General features: G+C 72.3%; 22 protein-coding genes. 10 read left to right on the plus strand and 12 right to left on the minus strand.

Translation table 11 applies throughout. The features are described from left to right. Positions 1–50 precede the first annotated feature (50 nt). The 3 genes from ACLQ3K_RS00425 to ACLQ3K_RS00435 are packed head-to-tail and all read right to left on the minus strand — an operon-like array spanning position 51 to position 2958. Complete coding sequence (locus ACLQ3K_RS00425; protein ID WP_336671752.1) at positions 51–485, minus strand: hypothetical protein; 435 nt, start codon at positions 483–485, stop codon at positions 51–53. Between the two features lie 26 nt (positions 486–511). After that, positions 512–1780 (minus strand): hypothetical protein, encoded by a 1269-nt coding sequence (locus ACLQ3K_RS00430; protein WP_425996172.1) that lies wholly within the window; start codon positions 1778–1780, stop codon positions 512–514. A gap of 2 nt (positions 1781–1782) precedes the next feature. Then, positions 1783–2958 carry an SPFH domain-containing protein gene (locus ACLQ3K_RS00435; RefSeq protein ID WP_425996174.1) on the minus strand — a complete coding sequence of 392 codons (1176 nt, stop codon included), beginning with the start codon at positions 2956–2958 and terminating at the stop codon, positions 1783–1785. 193 nt (positions 2959–3151) lie between these two features. On the opposite strand from ACLQ3K_RS00435, the gene ACLQ3K_RS00440 reads away from it, so the two are divergent. The 3 genes from ACLQ3K_RS00440 (at position 3152) to ACLQ3K_RS00450 (ending at position 5058) form a co-directional block, all read left to right on the plus strand. Beyond that, positions 3152–3337: a YegP family protein gene (locus ACLQ3K_RS00440; protein ID WP_224650862.1), complete on the plus strand. Its 186-nt coding sequence runs from the start codon at positions 3152–3154 to the stop codon at positions 3335–3337. A gap of 81 nt (positions 3338–3418) precedes the next feature. Continuing rightward, positions 3419–4051: a HEAT repeat domain-containing protein gene (locus tag ACLQ3K_RS00445; protein ID WP_224650864.1), complete on the plus strand. Its 633-nt coding sequence runs from the start codon at positions 3419–3421 to the stop codon at positions 4049–4051. A 20-nt stretch (positions 4052–4071) separates the two neighbouring features. Beyond that, positions 4072–5058 carry a HEAT repeat domain-containing protein gene (locus ACLQ3K_RS00450; protein WP_425997101.1) on the plus strand — a complete coding sequence of 329 codons (987 nt, stop codon included), beginning with the start codon at positions 4072–4074 and terminating at the stop codon, positions 5056–5058. On the opposite strand, the gene ACLQ3K_RS00455 is transcribed toward ACLQ3K_RS00450, so the two are convergent. Further along, positions 5033–6823, minus strand: a complete 1791-nt coding sequence (locus ACLQ3K_RS00455; RefSeq protein WP_425996176.1) for a phosphocholine-specific phospholipase C — start codon at positions 6821–6823, stop codon at positions 5033–5035. The two genes, ACLQ3K_RS00450 and ACLQ3K_RS00455, sit on opposite strands and share 26 nt — an antisense overlap. Positions 6824–6886: 63 nt before the next feature. Next, complete coding sequence (locus ACLQ3K_RS00460; protein WP_425996178.1) at positions 6887–7549, minus strand: TetR/AcrR family transcriptional regulator; 663 nt, start codon at positions 7547–7549, stop codon at positions 6887–6889. Between the two features lie 106 nt (positions 7550–7655). Between ACLQ3K_RS00460 and ACLQ3K_RS00465 the strand changes: the two genes are divergently transcribed. After that, complete coding sequence (locus ACLQ3K_RS00465; RefSeq protein WP_425996180.1) at positions 7656–9170, plus strand: MFS transporter; 1515 nt, start codon at positions 7656–7658, stop codon at positions 9168–9170. Beyond that, positions 9167–9766 (plus strand): hypothetical protein, encoded by a 600-nt coding sequence (locus tag ACLQ3K_RS00470; protein WP_224650885.1) that lies wholly within the window; start codon positions 9167–9169, stop codon positions 9764–9766. Before ACLQ3K_RS00465 ends, ACLQ3K_RS00470 begins: the two co-directional genes overlap by 4 nt. Positions 9767–9824: 58 nt before the next feature. Here ACLQ3K_RS00470 and ACLQ3K_RS00475 read toward each other — a convergent pair whose 3' ends face one another. Next, positions 9825–10247, minus strand: a complete 423-nt coding sequence (locus tag ACLQ3K_RS00475; protein WP_425997103.1) for a nitroreductase family deazaflavin-dependent oxidoreductase — start codon at positions 10245–10247, stop codon at positions 9825–9827. 97 nt (positions 10248–10344) lie between these two features. Here ACLQ3K_RS00475 and ACLQ3K_RS00480 point away from each other — a divergent pair, with 97 nt between their 5' ends. Together ACLQ3K_RS00480 and ACLQ3K_RS00485 are read left to right on the plus strand one after the other, a co-directional pair. Then, on the plus strand, positions 10345–11169 hold the full coding sequence (locus tag ACLQ3K_RS00480; protein ID WP_425996182.1) for an aminoglycoside phosphotransferase family protein: 825 nt from the start codon (positions 10345–10347) through the stop codon (positions 11167–11169). Next, positions 11166–11963 (plus strand): alpha/beta fold hydrolase, encoded by a 798-nt coding sequence (locus ACLQ3K_RS00485; RefSeq protein ID WP_425996184.1) that lies wholly within the window; start codon positions 11166–11168, stop codon positions 11961–11963. Before ACLQ3K_RS00480 ends, ACLQ3K_RS00485 begins: the two co-directional genes overlap by 4 nt. Here ACLQ3K_RS00485 and ACLQ3K_RS00490 read toward each other — a convergent pair. After that, the gene (locus ACLQ3K_RS00490; protein WP_425996186.1) at positions 11929–12318 is read right to left on the minus strand and encodes a MerR family transcriptional regulator; all 390 of its coding nucleotides are present in this window, start codon (positions 12316–12318) and stop codon (positions 11929–11931) included. The two genes, ACLQ3K_RS00485 and ACLQ3K_RS00490, sit on opposite strands and share 35 nt — an antisense overlap. A 41-nt stretch (positions 12319–12359) precedes the next feature. Here ACLQ3K_RS00490 and ACLQ3K_RS00495 point away from each other — a divergent pair, with 41 nt between their 5' ends. Beyond that, positions 12360–13445 carry an alkene reductase gene (locus ACLQ3K_RS00495; RefSeq protein ID WP_425996188.1) on the plus strand — a complete coding sequence of 362 codons (1086 nt, stop codon included), beginning with the start codon at positions 12360–12362 and terminating at the stop codon, positions 13443–13445. Here ACLQ3K_RS00495 and ACLQ3K_RS00500 read toward each other — a convergent pair. Then, a complete protein-coding gene (locus ACLQ3K_RS00500) occupies positions 13425–14420 on the minus strand; it encodes a glutathione S-transferase family protein (protein ID WP_224650895.1) in 996 nt (331 codons plus the stop codon). The two genes, ACLQ3K_RS00495 and ACLQ3K_RS00500, sit on opposite strands and share 21 nt — an antisense overlap. Positions 14421–14532: 112 nt before the next feature. On the opposite strand from ACLQ3K_RS00500, the gene ACLQ3K_RS00505 reads away from it, so the two are divergent. Beyond that, a complete protein-coding gene (locus ACLQ3K_RS00505) occupies positions 14533–15033 on the plus strand; it encodes an LppP/LprE family lipoprotein (RefSeq protein WP_425996190.1) in 501 nt (166 codons plus the stop codon). Between the two features lie 2 nt (positions 15034–15035). Here the strand turns inward: ACLQ3K_RS00505 and ACLQ3K_RS00510 are convergent, their stop codons facing one another. Then, the gene (locus ACLQ3K_RS00510; protein WP_425996192.1) at positions 15036–15533 is read right to left on the minus strand and encodes a VOC family protein; all 498 of its coding nucleotides are present in this window, start codon (positions 15531–15533) and stop codon (positions 15036–15038) included. A gap of 74 nt (positions 15534–15607) precedes the next feature. Here ACLQ3K_RS00510 and ACLQ3K_RS00515 point away from each other — a divergent pair, with 74 nt between their 5' ends. After that, on the plus strand, positions 15608–16372 hold the full coding sequence (locus ACLQ3K_RS00515) for a helix-turn-helix transcriptional regulator (RefSeq protein ID WP_425996194.1): 765 nt from the start codon (positions 15608–15610) through the stop codon (positions 16370–16372). Here the strand turns inward: ACLQ3K_RS00515 and ACLQ3K_RS00520 are convergent, their stop codons facing one another. From ACLQ3K_RS00520 to ACLQ3K_RS00530, 3 genes are read right to left on the minus strand one after another with little or no spacing between them, the layout of a single operon-like run. Beyond that, positions 16373–16636, minus strand: coding sequence for a hypothetical protein (locus tag ACLQ3K_RS00520; RefSeq protein ID WP_425996196.1), 264 nt, complete (start codon positions 16634–16636; stop codon positions 16373–16375). 25 nt (positions 16637–16661) lie between these two features. Beyond that, positions 16662–17456 (minus strand): ethanolamine ammonia-lyase subunit EutC, encoded by a 795-nt coding sequence (eutC, locus tag ACLQ3K_RS00525; RefSeq protein ID WP_425996198.1) that lies wholly within the window; start codon positions 17454–17456, stop codon positions 16662–16664. Beyond that, positions 17453–18868 (minus strand): ethanolamine ammonia-lyase subunit EutB, encoded by a 1416-nt coding sequence (locus ACLQ3K_RS00530; protein WP_336671769.1) that lies wholly within the window; start codon positions 18866–18868, stop codon positions 17453–17455. The genes eutC and ACLQ3K_RS00530 overlap by 4 nt, the downstream gene beginning before the upstream one ends. Positions 18869–18875: the final 7 nt, after the last annotated feature.

Raw genomic sequence — 18875 nt, forward strand, 5'->3', positions numbered from 1 at the left:
GTTCGCTGAAGTCACACCGGCAGTCTAGTGATCGCCCCCGACAGCTTTCGTCAGGTCGTCGTGGGCGGCAGTTGGGGCCGCACGACGACCGTGTCCGCGATGCGTCGCTCCAGGTCGGCGACGTCCGCGGTGGCCGCCTCGACCGCCGGGGCCTTCTCCGCCTCGGGCAGCGCGGCGATCGTCACGAGCCGGTCGTCGAGCTCCTGGGCGGCGACGGTGAGCGTCACCTGCGCGTCCAGCTGCGCCGCGGACAGCACGCCAGCGGGCTGATCGAAGGCGCGCAGCGCCTTCCGGATGCGGCGGTGCAGGCGCGCCTCGGGGACGTGCGAGCCGGACCAGGACAACGGGGCGCGCGACGGGAAGGGCATGGCGGCCTCGGCCTGCTGCTGCCGGCGACTGTTGCGCACCAGCGCGATCGCGAAGCCGGTGGCCGCGAGCACGGCCAGCACGACGACCGCGAGCACCGCAACGATGATCCACGACATGACGTTCCTCCTCGCCGCCGCGGCGGCTACCCGCCGCGGGCCTGCATGTACAGGTACACCGCCAGCCCGACGAGCAGCAACCCGAGGGTGACGGCGAAGGCGATCTTGATCGCGCTCCACGGTCGCTGACCTTGCACTTCGCCGGTCACGCCGTTGACGAAGACCTGGAAGGGCTTGCCTCCGAAGGTGACGGTGAGCAGCCACACCGGCATGAGCAGGTAGAGGAAGTCGATCGACTGGTACATCGGGTTCATCCGGGTGATCCGCTGCTCGTCGCCGCCGATGTCGCGGCGCACCGTGTTCTCGACGATGCGCTCGATCCGCGGCCGCGCCTGCGCCTCGAAGACCTGCGCCGCGTCACCGTCGTAGGTGCGCGCCAGGTGGCCCGCCACGAACTCCGGCGTGTAGGTGACGGATTGCTCGGTGGGCCAGGGCTCGAGCTCGCGGACCCGGTCGGAGTCCAGACCCGTGTTGGCGGACTCGGCGAGCTGCCGGATGCTGTCGTGCACCCGCCCGCTCGCCGGGTACCAGTCGGTGTAGGTCTCGATGTTCCCGTCCCGGTCGCGCCGGGTCCGGCGCTCGCCTCGTGCCCCCGAGTAGTCGGTGGTGACCTCGGCGTCGTAGCTGTAGTACGAGAGGTAGACGCTGGTGAACGAGCCGAGCACGCGGTACTTCTTGAACTCGCGCGGCGCGAACCAGCGGCTGTCGACCCAGGATTCGATGTTCTGCCGGGCCTGATCCTCGCCGACCCGCAGCGGGAGGATGCCGTCGACGGGCAGCCGCGCGGGCGCGACCTGCACGTCGGTCCGCTGGATCGGGGTGTTGCAGTACGGGCACCGCACGGCGGTGAGGGTGCCGCTGAACAGGGTGTGGCCGCCGCAGTTCTGGCAGACCACCTCGTGGTCGACGACGCGCACCTGCTCCGCCGACGCGGCACGCGCGTAGAGCGCGTTCATGGTGGGCCCCAACGGATGCGGGATCAGGGCCTTGCTCGTGTCGAGCATCACCGGATAGGTGCTGCCGCAGCTCGGCGAGCGCAGCTTCCCGATCGCCGGGTCGTAGACGAGGGCGTCGCCGCAGTTCCCGCACGGGTACGTGCGGGTCTGCTCGGTGACCTGCAGCATCTCGCGGTCGTTGGCCGACGGGACGCCCGGCACGAGCTGCTGGGGCCGCACGTCCGCCGGCGCGGCGGGTCGCGGCGGACGTGGCGGCTGTGGCGGGCCCGGCAGCTGCGGCGGGCGCGGCTGCTCCGGTGGCCGCCCGGCGGGGCCGGGCAGCGGGGGCGGCGTCGTCATGACTACGACCGGGGCGGCAGGGGCGGCGGCGTCTGCCCGAACAGCGACGCCAGGGCGGGCACCTGTCCGGCCGGGGTCCAGCCGGTGAGCGCGGGCGACCACACGAGCGTCTGCGGGGTGAGGTTCATGGCGCGGAGCTGCTCCACCGGGAACGGGCCGGCGGACTGCCCGTTCTGCTCCACGTGGAAGACCTGCGCGTTCGGCAACGGCGGCGGCCCGGGCTGTGCAGCGCCCGGCGCCGGCTGGGCCGCACCCTGCTGCGCGCCCTGAGCGGGTGCCTGCTGGTTCTGGAAGTTCTGGGCGAATTGCTGCCCCATCGCCATCCCCATGCCGGCGCCGAGGAAGTCGCCCGCCCCGCCCCCGCCCTCGTTGGTGGCGGCGCCGAGCATCGCGTCGGCGGCGCGGCCCTGCTGGAAGCGGTTCATGTCACCGACGTTGCCGTAGTAGCCCGTCTCCTCCACGCCGCGGGCGACGCCGCGGGTCATGGCCTGCGTGATCTCGTCGGGCAGGGAGATGTTCAGCTCGATGGCCTCGCACGCGAGCCCGTACTGCTGGTTGATCTTCGACTGCACGTACTCCTGCAGTTTCGCGGCGAGCTCCCGCTGCCGGGCCTGCAGGTCGATCGCGCCCACGCCGGTCTCGATGAGCATCTCGGAGAAGGCCGTGGTGATGGTGCGCCGCAGCAGCTCGGCGATCTCGTCCGAGTCGACGTTGGAGTCGGTGCCGATCACCTGGCGCAGGAAGGTCGGCGAGTCGACCACCCGCACGACGCAGAGCCCGTTGGCGCGCACCTGGACCATGCCGAAGTCCTGGTCCCGGATGGTGATCGGGTTCGCTGTGCCCCACCGCAGGTCGGTGATGGGCCTGGTGTTGACGAAGTAGACCTCGCTGCGGAACGGGCTCTTGAAGCCGTGCGGCCAGCCCTGCAGGGTGGACATGATCGGCATGTTCTCGGAGACCAACTGGTAGTTGCCGGGGCCGTACCGGTCGGCGAGCTGCCCCCGGTAGACGAACAGCGCCTCCTGGCCCTCGCGCACGATGAGCTGCGCGCCGTTCTTGATCTCGTTGTTGTAGCGCGGGAACCGCCACGCCATCGTCGAGCGGTTGTCCTCCAGCCACTCGATGATGTCGACGAGTTCGCCCCGGACCCGGTCCATGATCCCCATCTGCGCTGCCACCCCTGTCGTCGTTGCCGTTCGGATTCCACGATAGCCACGCTCCTTGGCATCGGCTGAGCGCTCGCTGATGCCGGTTCGGATCGGGGCGATCCTGATCCGGCGTGTCGGTCGCTTCGCCTCACATTCCCGTGGGCGACGTCATACGCTGCATCCGGCCCCGACGACGGGGATCACCACGAGAAAGGCGCTCCAGATGGCAGGCAAGTTCGAGGTGTACGAGGACAACGCCGGCAAGTTCCGGTTCCGGCTGAAGGCCGGCAACGGAGAGGTCGTGGCCTCGGGCCAGGCCTACGCCTCGCGCAAGGGCGCCCACGACGGTGCCGCCGCGGTCGCGCGTGCCGCCGAGGGCGCGAAGGTGGTCGACGTCGACAAGGAGTGAGCCGCTGACCTGCGGCGCTTGACCTTGACATCGTGACAGGGTCTGGAATCGAGCCACCGACGATTCAAGGAGGTGGCCACCATGGCCCGGACCCTGCTCGATCATCAGAACGCCTCGATCCGCCTGCGCGCGGCCCTCGACGCCGGGACCTCCCCCGGGAGCGTCGACGCCGCGGCGCTCGTCGCGCGCTGCGCGGTCGAGCCCGACTTCTTCGTCCGCGACATGCTCACCTGGGCCCTGACCCGGCTGCCCGCCGCGTCGACGGTGCCGCTGCTCCGCGCGGAGCTCGCCTCCCCGGTCGCGCAGGCCCGGAGCCAGGCGCTGCACTCGCTGTCGAAGATCGGCGGCGCCGAGTCCGCGGCCGCGTTCGGTGAGGTCACGGCCCTCGCGGGCGACGCCGACGACGAGGTCGCGAAGGCGGCATGGCGCACGGCCGGGTCGCTGGCCCCGGACGCCGAAGCCCGACGGTCCGCCGCCCGCGCCCTGCTCGGGCAGCTGGGGCGCGGCGGCGCGGAGACCCGCCGCAGCCTGAGCCGGGCGATCCTCGCGCTCGGCGACGAGGGCGTCGCCGAGCTGGGAGGCGCACCCACGACGACGGACGCCGCGCGGGAGCACGTGGCGCAGACCCTGCAGCTGCTCGAGGACCCGGACTCCGGGTTCGCGGGCTCGGTGCACGAGGCGCAGCGCGTGGCGGCCCTCGGCCGCCCGGAATGACCGACGGGACGGACGGGGCGATGCAGATCGGCGAGGTGGCGCGGCGCTCGGGCGTCAGCGCGCGGATGCTGCGGCACTACGACGCGCTGGGCCTGGTCCGGCCGTCCCAGCGGTCGTCGTCGGGGTACCGCGAGTACTCCGACGACGACATCCGCCGGATCTTCCACGTCGAGAGCCTCCGTTCGCTCGGGTTGTCGCTCAAGGAGATCGGGCGCGCGCTCGACGACCCGTCGTTCGCGCCGGAACGGCTGGTCGCCGACATGATCGCGCGGAGCCGGGAGCGGATCCGACTGGAGACGGAGCTGCTGGAGCGGCTGCGCCAGGTCGCCGCCGCCGGCCCGACCGACTGGGAGCAGGTCCTCGGCGTCGTGGGCCTGCTCTCCCGGCTCGACAGCGTCGCGCCCGCCGCGCGGCAGCTCGCCGCGCTCACCGGCGCGGGGCGGGCTCCCGCCGACGCGCTGGCCCAGGCCCTGCTGAAGGAGGAGAGCACCAACGTGGCGGGCGCCCTGCGCTGGGCGCTCGCGCAGGCCGACGGCGAGGACCTCGCTCCCCTCGTCGAGGCGCTCGACTCCGCCGATCCGGCCGTGCGGCACCGCGCCGCCCTGGCCCTCGCCGAGGTTCCCGGGCAGGACGGGCCACTGCGGGCCGCGCTCGACCACGACGACGGTGCGGTGCGCATCGTCGCCGCCGTCGCCCTGGGGGGCCGCGGCGACGCCGCGGCCGCACCGCAGTTGCTGCGCATGGTGCGGGACGGCGAGAAGGACGTCGACGCGGCGGAGTCCCTCGGGGTGATCGCGGCCGCGGATCCCGCCGGGGAGACGATCAGCGCCGAGCTCGGGGCGCTCGCCCGGGATTCGGGCGACTACCCGGTGCGCCAGCGAGCGGTGCAGGCCCTCGCCGAGATCCCCACGGCCGGTGCCGAGGAGGCGCTGCGCGAACTCGCCTGCGACGCCGACGCGCGGATCGCGGGCACCGCCGCGTTCATCCTGCGGCGGACGGCTCGCTGACGAACTTCCAGTGCTCGCCCGCGGGGCCGAGGACCAGAAGGTCGTAGTGCCCGCCCGGTGCGGGCACCACCAACTCGTGCTCGCCGAGCACGTCGGCGTGCAGCGGCACGGAATCCGGTGCGTGGTAGGGGAAGAGCGTGAAGTGCGCGGACCTCGTCCCCGCGTTGGACAGGCGGACGCGGACACCGTCGGGCCCGGGACTCGCGGTGGCCCCGGGGACGTAGGGCACGGGCCGGGCCGGGCGCTCGCCCGGCTCCTGGCCGGGCCGACGACCGACCGCCGGCGCGTGCGGCTTCCAGCGCGGGCTGAGCGACCCCACCGACTGCGGACGCGACCGCGCCGGAAGCGCCTGCGGTGTACGGAAGTCGAAGGCGCTGGAGAGGTCGCCGCAGACGGTGCGCCGCCAGCCGGAGATCGCCGGGACGGAGATTCCCAGCCAGCGCTCGAGGAAGCGCAGCGTGGAGGTGTGGTCGAAGGTCTCCGAGGCCACGTGCCCGCCGACGGTCCACGGCGAGACCACTGTCATCGGCACGCGGTCGCCGAGACCGAGCGGCAGGTCGCCGACCCACTCGTCGGTCCGGTCGCGGGGCGGTCGCGGCGGCGGGACGTGGTCGAAGTAGCCGTCGTTCTCGTCGTAGAGCAGGAACAGCGCCGTCTTCCGCCACACCTCGGGATTGCGCCCGAGCACGTCGAGGACGCGGTGCACCAGATTCGCCGACGCCCGCGGCGAGGAGCCGCTGGGGTGCTCCGACTCCCGCTCGGAGGCCACGACGTAACTGACCGTCGGCAGGGTGCCGGCGGCGATGTCGGCGCCGATCCGGTCGGTGAGCGTGCCGGTGGCCGTGCGGCGCAGGCCTCGGAAGAACAGGTCGCGGTCCTCGGCTCCCAACGTCCGGGCCCGCGCGTCCACCTCCTCCGACCGACGGTGCGCCTCGTCGGCGGGCAGGCGCCGGAGGCCCTGGTAGAAGTCGTCGATCTCCGTGCCGAAGTCCGAGAACACCGCCTTCGACACCGTCTTGAACCGGTGGAAGAACTCGATGTTGTTGTCGGTGAAGTTGTCCCACTCCTGGTACACCTGCCAGGAGATCCCCGCCCGCTGCAGGATCTCGCCGATGCACGGCCAGTCGTAGCCAGGGTGGCCACGGTCGTAGGCGGTGTTCTCGACGGCGCGCTCCCCCGTTCCGGGTTCGTAGCCGGTGGTGCCGGAGAAGAAGAAGTTGCGGTTGGGCGAGGTTGAGGTCGGCGAGCTGCAGTAGTAGTGGTCGCAGATGGTGAAGGCGTCGGCGAGCGCGTAGTGGAACGGGATGTCCGCGCGGTCGTAGTAGGCCATCGTCGAGTCGGTCTTCGCTGCGATCCATCCGTCGTGCCAGCCGTCCGCGAGCGCGGCGTGCCCGCCCTTCCACGTGTGATCGAGGGCGTCGATGTTCTCGGCGTCCATGCGCTGGCGGTCCGCCGCGCCCCGGACGGGGAAGGGCGGCACCGTCAGCCCCGATCGAGTGGGCTGCAGGAAGACGTCGTGACCGGAGCGCAGGCGGATCGCGGCGGGGTCGGCGAAGCCGCGCACGCCGCGGAGCGCGCCGTAGTAGTGGTCGAAGGAGCGGTTCTCCTGCATCAGGAAGATCACGTGCTCCAGGCCGTCGAGCCCGCCCGACGGGGCCGGCTGCGCCAGCACCTCGGTCAGCGACGACGGGAGCAGGCCCATGCCCGCGACGATACCGCCCGTGAGGGCTCCCCTGAGGAACGTGCGCCGATTCGCAGTGCTCACGATTCCACGCTGACGGATCCGGTTGAATCGGCGGTGGAGACGCCCTGAACGGACGTCGACGGTTCAGCGCCGGTAGCGCTCCGCGAAGCCCGTGCACAGCGCGTCGACCCCGGAGTGCAGTAGCGGCATCGCCGCGCACAGGTCGGGACGGTCCACTTCCACCAGCTCCTTGAGCAGCGGCAGTTCCTCGATGAGGGGATTGTCCGCCAGGTCTGCGACGAAGCCCGCTCCCTCGAGCGACGATCCCGGGGCGAGCAGGAGCCGGCCGACCGCGCCGATGCCCGCGCCCTGCACGTGATTCCACACGTGCAGTGTGAGCTCGGCGGAGTCGGCGACAGTACCGGTGAGGTGGGTGAACGCCTCGACGAGCCAGTGGAAGCAGGAGACCGCCGACGGGGCCATCGCGGCCCGGGGCATCGAGTGCGCCAGCAGCACCCACGGGTGATGCAGGTAGAGCCGCATGTCCGCCTCGGCGGCGACGTGGGTCCGCATCCGCCAGTCCGGATCCCCCATCAGTTCCGGCGGGTACAGGTACTCCGCGCCCACGGCCGCGGCCATATCGCGGACCAGCGTGTCCTTGTCGGGAACGTGGCGGTAGAGGGACATGGCACCGGCGCCGAGCGCGTCCGCGATGCGGCGCATGGACACCTTCTCGAGGCCGCCCTCGTCGGCGAGGCGGACGGCCTCGGCCACGATGGCCTCGCGGGTCAGAGTGGTCTCGGACACCAGCGTCCTTTCTCCGTTGACCGGGATCGACGATGCTGCGTACAGTGTACCCAGTCATCCTGCGTACGCCGTACGCGCCTGCCGTGAACATTCTGAGGAGTTCTTCGTGTCCACCACCCCGCGCCGCGCCTGGGCCGGTCTCGCCGCGCTGCTCCTGCCGGTGTTCCTGGTTTCGATGGACGCGTCGGTGCTGTACCTCGCGATGCCGCACCTCAGCGCCGCGCTCCATCCGACGTCGGCCGAGCAGCTGTGGATCCTGGACATCTACCCGTTCATGCTGGCCGGCCTGCTCATCACGATGGGCAACCTCGGCGACCGCTGGGGCCGTCGCCGCCTCATGACCTGGGGTGCCGGGCTGTTCGGCGTCGCCTCGGTGATCGCCGCCTTCGCGCCGTCCCCGGCTCTGCTCATCGCCGCCCGCGCCCTCATGGGCGTCGGCGGCGCGACCCTGCTGCCGGCCAGCCTCGCGCTGATCGCCAACATCTTCCGCGACCCGAAGGCCCGCGGCATCGCGATCGGCGTGTGGACCGCGGCGTTCTCCTTCGGCATGGCGGTCGGCCCGGTCATCGGCGGCGTGCTGCTGCACCACTTCTGGTGGGGCTCGGTCTTCCTCATCAACGCGCCGGTCTTCCTGGCCTTCCTCGTGGCGGGCCCGCTGCTGATCCCCGAGTTCCGCAGCGACTCCGCGGCGCGCTTCGACCTGGTGGGCGTCGCGCTGTCGATGGCCGCGATCTTCCCGCTGGTCTACGCGGTGAAGGCGGCCGCCGGGCACGGCGTGGACGGAACCACGCTGGCGGTCGGCGGCGCCGGCGCGATCATGCTGATCGCGTTCGTCGTGCAGCAGCGCCGCACGGACCACCCGCTGATCCCGTTCGACCTGTTCCGCAACCGGTACTTCGCGATGGCCATCGCCGGCACGATCCTGGCGGTCTCGACGCTGAGCTCGATGTCGTACCTCACGGGCATCTACCTGCAGTCGGTCGTGGGCTTCGACGTGCTCGCGGCGGCCCTGCTCGGCCTGCCCGCGGCCGCCGTGGTGGCGTACTTCTCCATGCGAGCGCCCTGGATCGAGCAGTACCTCGGCCGGCGCAGCACGTTCGTCGCCGCGCTCCTGTTCTCCGCCGCGGGTCAGCTCCTGCTGGTGCGGCTCGGCACCGACGGTCCCGCCTGGCTGTACGTGCTCGGGACGGTGGTCGCGGGCGTCGGCTACGGCACCCTGTTCACCTTCGTCTCCTCGGTGGCGCTCGCCGCGGCGCCGCCGGAGCGCGCCGGGCAGGCCTCGTCGATGTCGGAGATGAGCTTCGAGCTCGGGACCGCGCTCGGTCTCGCCGTGCTCGGCTCCGTGGCGACGGCGGTCTTCACCCGGCACGACGGCATGTCGCGCACGCTCGGCGACACCCTGTCGCGCGCGGACGGGATCGCGGGGCCGGACGGTGCCGCGCTCGCCGACGCCGCCCGCTCGGCCTGGGTCGACGCGGTCACCACGACCGTCGGCGTCTCGAGCGTGATCCTGGTCGCGACCGCGATCGCCGCCTTCATCGTGATGCGCGACCGGACCTCGGAGCCGCAGCCGGCGGGGCGTAGGGCGACGGGATCCGCAGACGCTATCGTCGTGGAATGACCCGCTCCCCCATCGATCTCGGTCCGCCGGCTGCGCTCTGGTCGACCACCGCGGTATGGGCGGCCCTGCAGGCCGCAGTCTTCCGAGAAACGGGCCTCGGCCCCGTCGCGGCCGGGATCGCGCACCGAGAGGACGGCGGCGGATCCTGGTTCGATCTGGCCCTGCTTCCCGACGGTCGCGCGTCGATCGTCGGCTTCGACCGCGATGTGGGCGCCATCGATCTCCAGGGCCGCGACGATCTGATCGCCGCCGGAGCGCTGGAGTGGTGGTTCGTCGCGCCGGACCCCGATATCGGCCACGCGAACTTCGCCTACGGCTACGACGGGGATGTCTGGACCGTCGTCGGTCACGTCGACGGCCTGACGATCGACGAACACTACATCGACAGCGCGTCGTGGGTCCTGGACTACGCGCAGGAGAGCTACGACGCGGAAGCCGACGACGATGACGACGAGTACTCGGCCGAGGAGGCCGACGCGCAGGCCGCCGTCGACGCCGGCGAGTACCTGGATGAGGCGCACCTGCGGAAGCTGTTGCCGGGCGACCACGTCGACGTGGCCCTGGGGGCGGCGACCGCGGCCCTCTACCGGAGGTGACCGAGACCTACGCGCCGCTGATCCGCCCCGGGACGTGCTCGTCACCTGCCCCTGCGGGTCAGCGCGGGGTCAGCCGGAAGACCGGGATCACGCGCCCCTGCGCCGCCTCCTCGTACTCGGCGAACCCACTCGACCGCGCGACGAAGCGGGCCCACGCCTCGTCGCGCGCGGCTCCGGTCAACTCCTGCGCGGTGACCTCCGCGGTGGAGATCCCGCCCTCGTCGTTCGGGTACTCGATCTCGATGCCCGGGTGGGCCTTGAGGTTGTGGTACCAGGCGGGGTTCTTCGGCGAGCCGCCCGCGGACGCCGGCAGCAGCCAGCCCTCGTCGTCGTGGATCGCGGCCAGCGGATTCACCCGCGGCTCGCCGGATTTGGCGCCCGTACTGTGGACGAGCGCGAGCGCCCGGCCGAAGCCCATGGCGGTCACGGTGCCGTTGTTGGCGCGGAACTCGTCGATGATGCCCTGATTGAAGTCGCTCACGGCTTCATCATGCGCCCGCACCCGCGCCATCGCCACCGAGGGCTGATCCGTGCCGTCGCTCATCGGACCATCATGCGCCCCAGTAGGGTCGGATGCTGTGCAACCCCTCGATGCGTGGCGCGGGCCCCTCGAACGCTGGGACCTCTCCCCCGACGGTGCGCCCTTCGCCACCCCCGGCAGCGATCTGCTGCCGGTGCGGTGGCGGGGCCGCGCCGCGATGCTCAAGCGCGCCAACACCCCTGAGGAGCGCGCCGGCGCCGCGGTGCTCCGCTGGTGGGGCGGCGACGGGGCCGCGGAGGTCTTCGCGGACGAGGGCGACACCGTGCTGATGGAGCGGGCGACGGGCACCGGCGATCTCATGGCGATGGCGCTGGAGGGCCGGGACGACGAGGCCACCCGGATCCTGTGCGTCACCGTCGAGCACCTGCACCGGCCGCGCCCCGGAGCCCCCGCGACCGAGTTGGTCCCCCTGCGGGACTGGTTCTCCTCGCTCGCGGCGGTCCGTGGCGACGACCCGCGGTACTCCCGGTCCTGGGCGGCGGCGGACGCCCTCCTCGCGGACCCGCGCGACGAGGTGGTCCTGCACGGCGACGTGCACCACGACAACGTGCTCGACTTCGGCGATCGCGGCTGGCTCGCGATCGACCCGAAGTGCGTCGTCGGCGAGCGCGGCTACGACTACGCCAACCTGCTGACCAACCCGGACCTGCCGACCGCGGCGGATCCGGTCCGCTTCGCCCGGCGGCTCGACGTGATCGCTGCAGAGGCGCGACTGCCTCGGGAACGCCTGCTGCGGTGGGTGCTCGCCTTCGCGGGGCTGTCGGCCGCGTGGTTCGACGAGGACGATGAGGCCGAGGAGCGGGAGCGGGACTTCGCGGTCGCGGATCTCGCCGCCGCGCACCTCGCGGGGGCGACGCCGTGACCGGCGGCCTGCCGGTCGTCCTGCTCCACGGCTGGCCCGTCACCGACCTGCACTGGCGACACCTGACCCCGCGGCTGAGAGACGCCGGGTTCGAACCGCTCCCGATCACGCTGCCCGGCCTCGGGTCCGGCGACGACGGAACGGGCGACTTCCGGAAGAGCGCGCTGGCGGCGCGGGTGCGGGATCGGCTCGCCGCGGACGGGATCGCGCAGTGCGCGGTGATCGGCCACGACTGGGGCGGGACGGTCGCGGTGCACCTGGCGGCCTCGGCGCCCGAGATCGTCGCCGCGCTCGTCGTCGAGGAGGAGATCCTGCCCGGGATCGACGTGGCGGTCCCATCGCCGGGGCGCGAGCACTATCCGGACTGGCACGGCGCGTTCAACCGCGCGCCGGGCCTGGCCGAGAGCCTCGTCCCCGGGCGGGAGGACGACTTCTACGGCGCCTTCCTGCAGCAGAGCGCCGGACCCGCCGGACTCGATCCTGCGGTCCTGGGCGCGTACGTCGATGCGTACCGCCCCACCGACGTCCACGTCGCGGGGCTCGCGCACTACCGCACCCGGGCGGACGATCTCGCCGACATCGCGGCACTGCGCGCCGACCCGATCCGGACGCCGGTACTGGCCGTCGGCGGACGGTACGCGATGGGCGCCGCGGTCGCGGAGGGCCTACGGCCGGTGGCGGCCGACGTCCGCGGCGTGGTGCTGGACGACTCCGGCCATTACCCGGCGGAGCAGGAGCCCGAGCGGACCGCGACGGTCGTCATCGATTTCCTGCGGCGGCACGGGGATCGGTGACGGAACCGGCGGTGTCGATCACCTCGTCGAGCACCTCCCGCGCCCGCTGCAGGTCGCGGATGCCCTCATCGATCCGGTCGCGCTCCGCGCGCAGGGTGGCGGCGAGCCAGGGCGTCGCGGTCGCGTTCGGCGATCCGTCCTCGTCGTGGATGCACGGCAGCAGCTGGGCGATCACGCCGCTCGCGAGCCCGGCGGCGAACAGCTCCTGGATGCGCACCACCCGGTCGACGGCCCGCTCGGGATAGACGCGCTGCCCGGCCGCGGTCCGCGTCGACGCGAGCAGGCCCTTCTCCTCGTAGTACCGCAGCGAGCGCACGCTCACCCCGGTGCGCTCCGCGAGTTCGCCGATCCGCATCGCTTGCCCCTCACATCAGTGTCAGGTTCTAGCGTACGGACATGTCACTCCTCACGCCCTACCGCAGTCGAACCCTCGACCTCCCGAATCGCATCGTCATGGCGCCGATGACGCGCCTGCGGTCCGAGCCCGACGGCTCCCCGACCGCGGACGTCGCCGACTACTACCGCCAACGGGCCGGCGCGGGCCTGATCATCACCGAGGGCATGTGGCCCCACTCCTCCGGGCAGAGCGAAGCCCGGGTACCCGGGCTCGCGACGGACCGTCACGAGCGCGCGTGGGCCCGAGTCGTCGACGCCGTGCACGCCGAGGGCGGCCGCATCGTCGCGCAGCTCATGCACGGCGGGCGCAAGGGTCACCCCGCCGCCCGGATCGACGGTTCGGTGCCCGCCGGACCGTCGGCGGTGCCCGACGGCGACGTGCTGCACCTGCTCGACGGCTCCAAGGCGACGTGGCCGCGCCCCGCAGCGATGTCGATCGCCGAGATCGAGGCCGCGGTCGAGCAGTACGCGGCCTCCGCGCGGCGGGCCGTGGCGGCGGGCTTCGACGGCGTCGAGCTGCACGGCGCCAACAGTTACCTGGTCCACCAGTTCCTCGCGGACAACACGAACCTGCGCGACGACCGCTACGGCGGATCGGTCGCGAACCGGATGCGCTTCCCGCTCGAAGTGGTCGACGCCGTGACCGACGCCATCGGCGCCGAGCGCACGGCCGTCCGGCTCTCGCCCGGGAACCCGCAGTTCTCCATGATCGAGCGCGATCCCGCCGAGCTGTACCGCGGCCTCGTCGACGAGCTGAACCGCCGCGGCCTGATGTACCTGCACCTGACCGACAACGACGACTACCCCGCGCTGGCGGACCTGCGACCGCGTTTCGACGGCACCGTCATCGCGAACGTGGGCGAGAACCGTGTTCCCACGTCGGCGCCCGCCGCCGAGCGGGCACTGGCCGACGGTGCCGACCTGGTCTCCTTCGGCCGCGCGTTCATCGCCAAACCCGACCTGGTGGAACGGATCCGGCGAGCCCTGCCGTTGTCGGCGATCCGCGAGGACGTGCTCTACGGCCGTACCGCGGAGGGCTACTCCGACTACCCGTGCGCCGCGGTCTCAGCCGGCGGGGATCGGTAGCGGTGCGGGCGCGGTTCCGGCGCCGAAGGGGCTGCCGCCCAGCGCCTCCCGGCCGTGCGGGGTGAACCAGTTCTGCAGGTCCGGCCCCTTCGGCACGATGCCCGACGGGTTGATGTCGCGGTGCACCTCGTAGTAGTGCCGCTTGATGTGGTCGAAGTGCGTCGAGTCGCCGAACCCCGGGGTCTGGAACAGATCGCGCGCGTACGCCCACAGCACGGGCATCTCGCTGAGCTTCTCCCGATTGCACTTGAAGTGGCCGTGGTACACCGGGTCGAACCGGGCCAGCGTGGTGAACAGGCGCACGTCGGCTTCGGTGATGGTGTCGCCCACCAGGTACCGCTGCGTGGCGAGGCGCTCGGAGAGCCAGTCGAGCCGGGAGAAGAGCTGGTCGTACGCGGCGTCGTAGGACTCCTGCGAGCCGGCGAAGCCGCATCGGTAGACGCCGTTGTTGACGTCGCGGTAGACCAGCTTGTTCACCTCGTCGATCTCGCCGCGCAGGTCCTCCGGGTAGAGCTGCGGCGCGCCGGGTCGGTGGAAATCCGTCCACTCGAGCGAGAAGTCGATCGTGATCTGCGGGAAGTCGTTCGTGACGACGGCACCTGTCGGCACGTCGACGATCGCAGGCACCGTGATGCCCTTCGGGTAGTCGGGGACGCGCGCGAAATAGGCATCCTGCAGACGCGGGATCTGCAGCACCGGATCGAGGCCGCCGGGGTCGAGGTCGAAGGTCCACGACCGCTTGTCGTGCGTGGGGCCGGCGATGCCGAGGGAGATCGCGTCCTCGAGGCCCAGCAGCCGCCGCACGATGATGGTGCGGGTGGCCCACGGGCAGGCGTACGAGGCGACCAGGCGGTACCGGCCCGGCTCCACGGGATAGCCGTCGCGCCCGTCGCGGGTGATGCGGGTCTCGATGTACCGGGTGTCGCGCTCGTACGGCTTGTTCTCGGTGACGTAGCTGCCCTGTTCCTCGCTCATGGCATCAAGGTTAGTGACGCCCGCGGGGTAACGTCGAGTGATCGTTACCCGATACAAGCAGTGCCCGTCGATGGAGCCCGCGTCGACCTCCCGTCATGGAAGGACCGAAGCCATGCGCAAGCCTCTGATCGCCCTCGCCCTCTCCGCAGCGGCCGCCGCCTCCGTCGCCGGATCGGTCGTCGCCGGGACGGGCGCCGCCGGTGCCTCGCCGATCGCCTGCCCCGAGCTCCCGCAGGACCGCATCGACGGCGCGATCCGCTCGATCGCACCGCCGATGCCCGGCGTCCCCTGGCGCGTGACCGGCATGGGCGGCTCCGTCGACTGCACCCTGAACTGGGTGCGCCTCGACACGGACCGCGGCACCGGCAGCTCGCCCGTGCAGATCCTGCTCTTCGACCACAAGAAGTTCGCCGGTACCCCGACGCCGAAGGGCGACGCCTTCACCTCGGTCGTCGGCAGCAATGGGCCCGGCCAGATCACCATCCGGTTCAAGTGGCTGGGTCCGAACGACGCGAACGCCGCCCCGTCGGGCTCGGCCGACGTCCGATTCCAGACGATGCCGCAGTCGCCGCCCCGGCCCCTCGACCCGATTCCCGCGCAGGTCGCGGACTGACGTCAGGCCTGCGCCGCGGCCCACTCCTCGACACGGGCGGCGCTCTCCTCGTCGCTGAGGTCCTCGACGCGGGTCAAGATCGACCAGCGCACTCCGAACGGGTCGCGGATGCTGGCGAACCGGTCGCCGGAGACGAAGTTCGCCACCGGCTCCCGGACCGTCGCGCCCGCGGCCTCGGCGCGCGCGACCACGTCGTCGACGCTGCTGCAGTACAGCCCCAGCGAGTAGCAGTCGGCGTCACCGTCGGGCATGGGGACGAGGCCGAACTGCGGGTTGGGCTCGCCGAGCTGGAGTCGCCCATTCCCGAAGTCGAGTTCGGCGTGGACGACGACGCCGCCCATCTCGGTGACGCCGAGCGAGCGGGCCCCGAAGACCGAGGTGTAGAAGTCGATGGCCGCCTTGGCGTTCGGGATCGCGAGGAAGGGCGTCAGCGAGGAGAAGGAGTGCGGGACGCCGTCGGTGGTGTGTGCGCCGCTCGCGGCGGTGATGTTCTCTGTCATGCCGGTAACGCTACGAGCGGCGGCCGCCCCGTCGATTGAACATTCGCGACAGACCTCGGGCCTACGATCGATCCGTGAACCCCCGCGGCATCCTCTACCCGGCACAGCTGCCCACCTTCGAGCGCCGGGCGGCCTCCCCCGCTGCGGACCCGCTGGTGCGGTGGTTCTGGATCTCCCAGTGGGAGATCGCACCCGGCCGCACGTCCCGGCAGGACGTGCTGGCCTTCCCCGCCCTCAACCTCGTGGTCGAGCCCGACCTCGTCGGGCTCGCGGGCGCGACCACGGAGCGCTCGCACCGCGACCTCGTCGGCACCGGCTGGGCCGTCGGCGCGCTGCTGCGGCCCGCGGCGACGCCGGCGGTCACCGACGACGCGCGCGCAATCCTGGACGCCTATCCCGCCGTCGACGCTCCGGAGTTGCAAGAGGCCGTCGCCGCGGCGATGCGCCGCGGGGACCTCGCAGGCGCGTGCGTCGCGGTCGAATCCTGGCTCACCGCACGGGTTCCGACGGTGTCCGACGACGCCGAGCTCGCCAATCGCCTGGTCGTGGCCATCGAGGAGGACGAGGAGATCCTCACCGTCGAGGACGCGGCGGCCACGATCGGGGTCTCACCGCGGACCGCGCAGCGCCTCACCCGGCGATTCGTCGGGCTCACTCCCCTCGCGCTGATCCACCGCCGCCGGCTGCAGCACGCGGCGCACCTGCTGAGCACGGAGCCGGGCACCGCGGTGGCCGACATCGCCGCCGAGCTGGGCTACGCCGACCAGTCGCACCTGGTGCGGGACTTCCGCAAGGTCCTCGGATTCACGCCCGGCGGGTACCGCCGGACCGCGCAGTGATCAGTCCTTGCGGGTCACCCTGTCGGCGACTCCATCCGACGCCTCGCGCGCCGTGTCGAGGTTCTCGCTCGCCAGCTTGACGCCCTCCACGGTCGCCTCCGTCGCGATGTCCGCCGCGCTGGTGGCCATCCGGCTGATGCCGCCCTTCAGGTCGCCCTTGAGCACCTCGCCCGCGCCCTCGACGATCTCGCCGGACTTGCGGACCGAGTCCGCCGCGATCTTGGTGACCGCCTCGATGTTGTCCTGGATCCGCTTGCCGATCATCGATTCTCCTTCGCCGCTGCTGCGCTCAGTCTAGTCCGCGCAGGTCAGCGCCTTCCAGTTCCGCACGGGAGGTGTCCTTGAGGTCGACGCCGGACCGGCCGAGACGCCGGGCCCCCACGACCAGACCGGCCGCGATGCGGGCGGCGTCCGCGTAGCCGAGGCCCTCGGGCGGGTGGATGTTGGAGATGCAGTTGCGGTGCGCGTCGGTGACGCCGGCCCCGAAGTCCTCGGGGTCGGCGCGGTGCGTCAGGTAGATGCCGAGGCTGTCGGCGACGGACAGGCCCGGCCGCTCGCCGATGAGCACGAGCAGAGTGCGCACCCCGAGCGCCCGCGCGACGTAATCCCCCAGCGCGACGCGCGACTGCGTCGCGACGACCGGCGGCGCGACGATCACGTCGGGTGGGAGGGCGTCGAGGATCGCCGCGGCCAGCGCGACGCCGTGGTCGGTGAGCGCGCGGGGCGAGAGCCCGTCCGCGAGGACGAGCGCGACGTCGGCGGCACCGTCGGGCAGCGGACCGAGGCCGGACAGGTCGGCGGGCTCCCGGCCCAAGTCGGGCCGACGCAGGTACTCGCCGCGGTCGGCGGCGCGGCTCGTCACGACGACGGGGACGCCGAGCCCCAGGTCGCGGGCGCGGGCGACGAGGTCGTCGGCGTCGAGGGGTTGGTGGACGGCGTCGCGTGCCGCGGCGTGGGCGGCGGCGAACTCGAGGACGCGGCGCGTGGGCAGCGCATCGCCGGTGCGCCCCAGCCCGATCCGCGACTGGGTCGTCGTGCGCAGGGCGTCCCAGAACGGCTCGTCGGACCGCTGGGGCGCGCTCACCGCGAGACCCCCGCCGCGAGCTCGCGCAGCGGCGACGCCTCGACGGCCACGTCGCGCAGGCCGCCGGCCTCGTCGGTCATGCCCTGCCGTGCCAGCCAGGCGTCGAACTCCGGCGCGGGCCGCAGCCCGAGCGCCCGGCGCACGTAGAGCGCGTCGTGGAAGGCGAGCGACTGGTAGCCGAGCATCACGTCGTCGGCGCCGGGCACCGTGATGACGAACGACACCCCCGCGACGGCGAGCAGCGTGAGCAGGTCGTCCATGTCGTCCTGGTCGGCCTCGGCGTGGTTGGTGTAACACACGTCGACGCCCATCGGCAGGCCCAGGAGCTTGCCGCAGAAGTGGTCCTCGAGGCCGGCGCGGGTGATCTGCTTGCCGTCGTAGAGGTACTCGGGACCGATGAAGCCGACCACGGTGTTGACCAGCAGCGGGTCCAAGTGCCGAGCCACGGCGTAGGCCCGGGTCTCGAGGGTCTGCTGGTCGACGGGCGCGCCGTCGGTGCCGAGGTGCGTGCCGGACGAGAGCGCCGAACCCTGCCCGGTCTCCAGGTACATGACGTTGTTCCCGACGGTGCCGCGACCCAGCTCGCGCGCCGCGGCGTTCGCCTCGTCCAACAGCGAGATCGTCACGCCGAACGCGGAGTTCGCGCCCTCCGTGCCGGCGATCGACTGGAACACCAGGTCCACGGGCGCGCCCTGCTCGATGAGCCCGAGCGTGGTGGTGACGTGGCTGAGCACGCACGACTGGGTCGGGATGTCGAAGCGGGTGCGCACCTCGTCGAGCAGGTGCAGCAGGTCGGACGTCGCGTGCGGCGAGTCGGTGGCGGGGTTGATGCCGATCACCGCGTCGCCGCAGCCGAGCAGCAGGCCGTCGAGGGTGGCGGCGGCGATCCCCCGCGGATCGTCGGTCGGGTGGTTCGGCTGCAGGCGGGTCGCGAGCGTGCCCGGCAGCCCGACGGTGGTGCGGAAGCCGGCGGTCACGCGGACCGCCCGTGCCACGGCGATGAGGTCCTGGTTGCGCATCAGCTTGCTCACCGCCGCCACCATCTCCGGGGTGAGGGCCGGGCCGAGCGCGGCGAGCCGGGCACCGGCATCGTCGGCCACGGAGATCCGCAGGAGGAGGTCCCGGAGGTCTCCGACGGTGAGGTGCGCGATCGGCGCGAAGGCCGCCCGGTCGTGGCTGTCGATGATGAGGCGCGTGACCTCGTCGGACTCGTACGGCACGACGAGCTCCTCGAGGAGTGCCGTGAGCGGGACGTCGGCGAGGGACCACTTCGCGGCGGCCCGCTCGGCGTCGGAGGCCGCCGCGCAGCCGGCGAGCTGGTCGCCGGAGCGCAGCGGCGTGGCCTTGGCCAGCAGGTCGGCCATCGAGGTGAAGGTGAAGGTCTCCCCGCGCACGGATTGGCTGCGGATCATGATTGCT

Origin of the sequence: Tsukamurella sp. DT100 (assembly GCF_049844855.1) — a bacterium.
Lineage (GTDB): Bacteria > Actinomycetota > Actinomycetes > Mycobacteriales > Mycobacteriaceae > Tsukamurella.

Coding starts and splice junctions, on each gene's coding strand:
- ACLQ3K_RS00425 (WP_336671752.1), bottom strand. CDS start 485: ATGTCGTGGATCATCGTTGCGGTGCTCGCGGTCGTCGTGCTGGCCGTG.
- ACLQ3K_RS00430 (WP_425996172.1), bottom strand. CDS start 1,780: ATGACGACGCCGCCCCCGCTGCCCGGCCCCGCCGGGCGGCCACCGGAG.
- ACLQ3K_RS00440 (WP_224650862.1), top strand. CDS start 3,152: ATGGCAGGCAAGTTCGAGGTGTACGAGGACAACGCCGGCAAGTTCCGG.
- ACLQ3K_RS00445 (WP_224650864.1), top strand. CDS start 3,419: ATGGCCCGGACCCTGCTCGATCATCAGAACGCCTCGATCCGCCTGCGC.
- ACLQ3K_RS00450 (WP_425997101.1), top strand. CDS start 4,072: ATGCAGATCGGCGAGGTGGCGCGGCGCTCGGGCGTCAGCGCGCGGATG.
- ACLQ3K_RS00470 (WP_224650885.1), top strand. CDS start 9,167: ATGACCCGCTCCCCCATCGATCTCGGTCCGCCGGCTGCGCTCTGGTCG.
- ACLQ3K_RS00490 (WP_425996186.1), bottom strand. CDS start 12,318: ATGCGGATCGGCGAACTCGCGGAGCGCACCGGGGTGAGCGTGCGCTCG.
- ACLQ3K_RS00495 (WP_425996188.1), top strand. CDS start 12,360: ATGTCACTCCTCACGCCCTACCGCAGTCGAACCCTCGACCTCCCGAAT.
- ACLQ3K_RS00500 (WP_224650895.1), bottom strand. CDS start 14,420: ATGAGCGAGGAACAGGGCAGCTACGTCACCGAGAACAAGCCGTACGAG.
- ACLQ3K_RS00505 (WP_425996190.1), top strand. CDS start 14,533: ATGCGCAAGCCTCTGATCGCCCTCGCCCTCTCCGCAGCGGCCGCCGCC.
- ACLQ3K_RS00510 (WP_425996192.1), bottom strand. CDS start 15,533: ATGACAGAGAACATCACCGCCGCGAGCGGCGCACACACCACCGACGGC.
- ACLQ3K_RS00520 (WP_425996196.1), bottom strand. CDS start 16,636: ATGATCGGCAAGCGGATCCAGGACAACATCGAGGCGGTCACCAAGATC.
- ACLQ3K_RS00530 (WP_336671769.1), bottom strand. CDS start 18,868: ATGATCCGCAGCCAATCCGTGCGCGGGGAGACCTTCACCTTCACCTCG.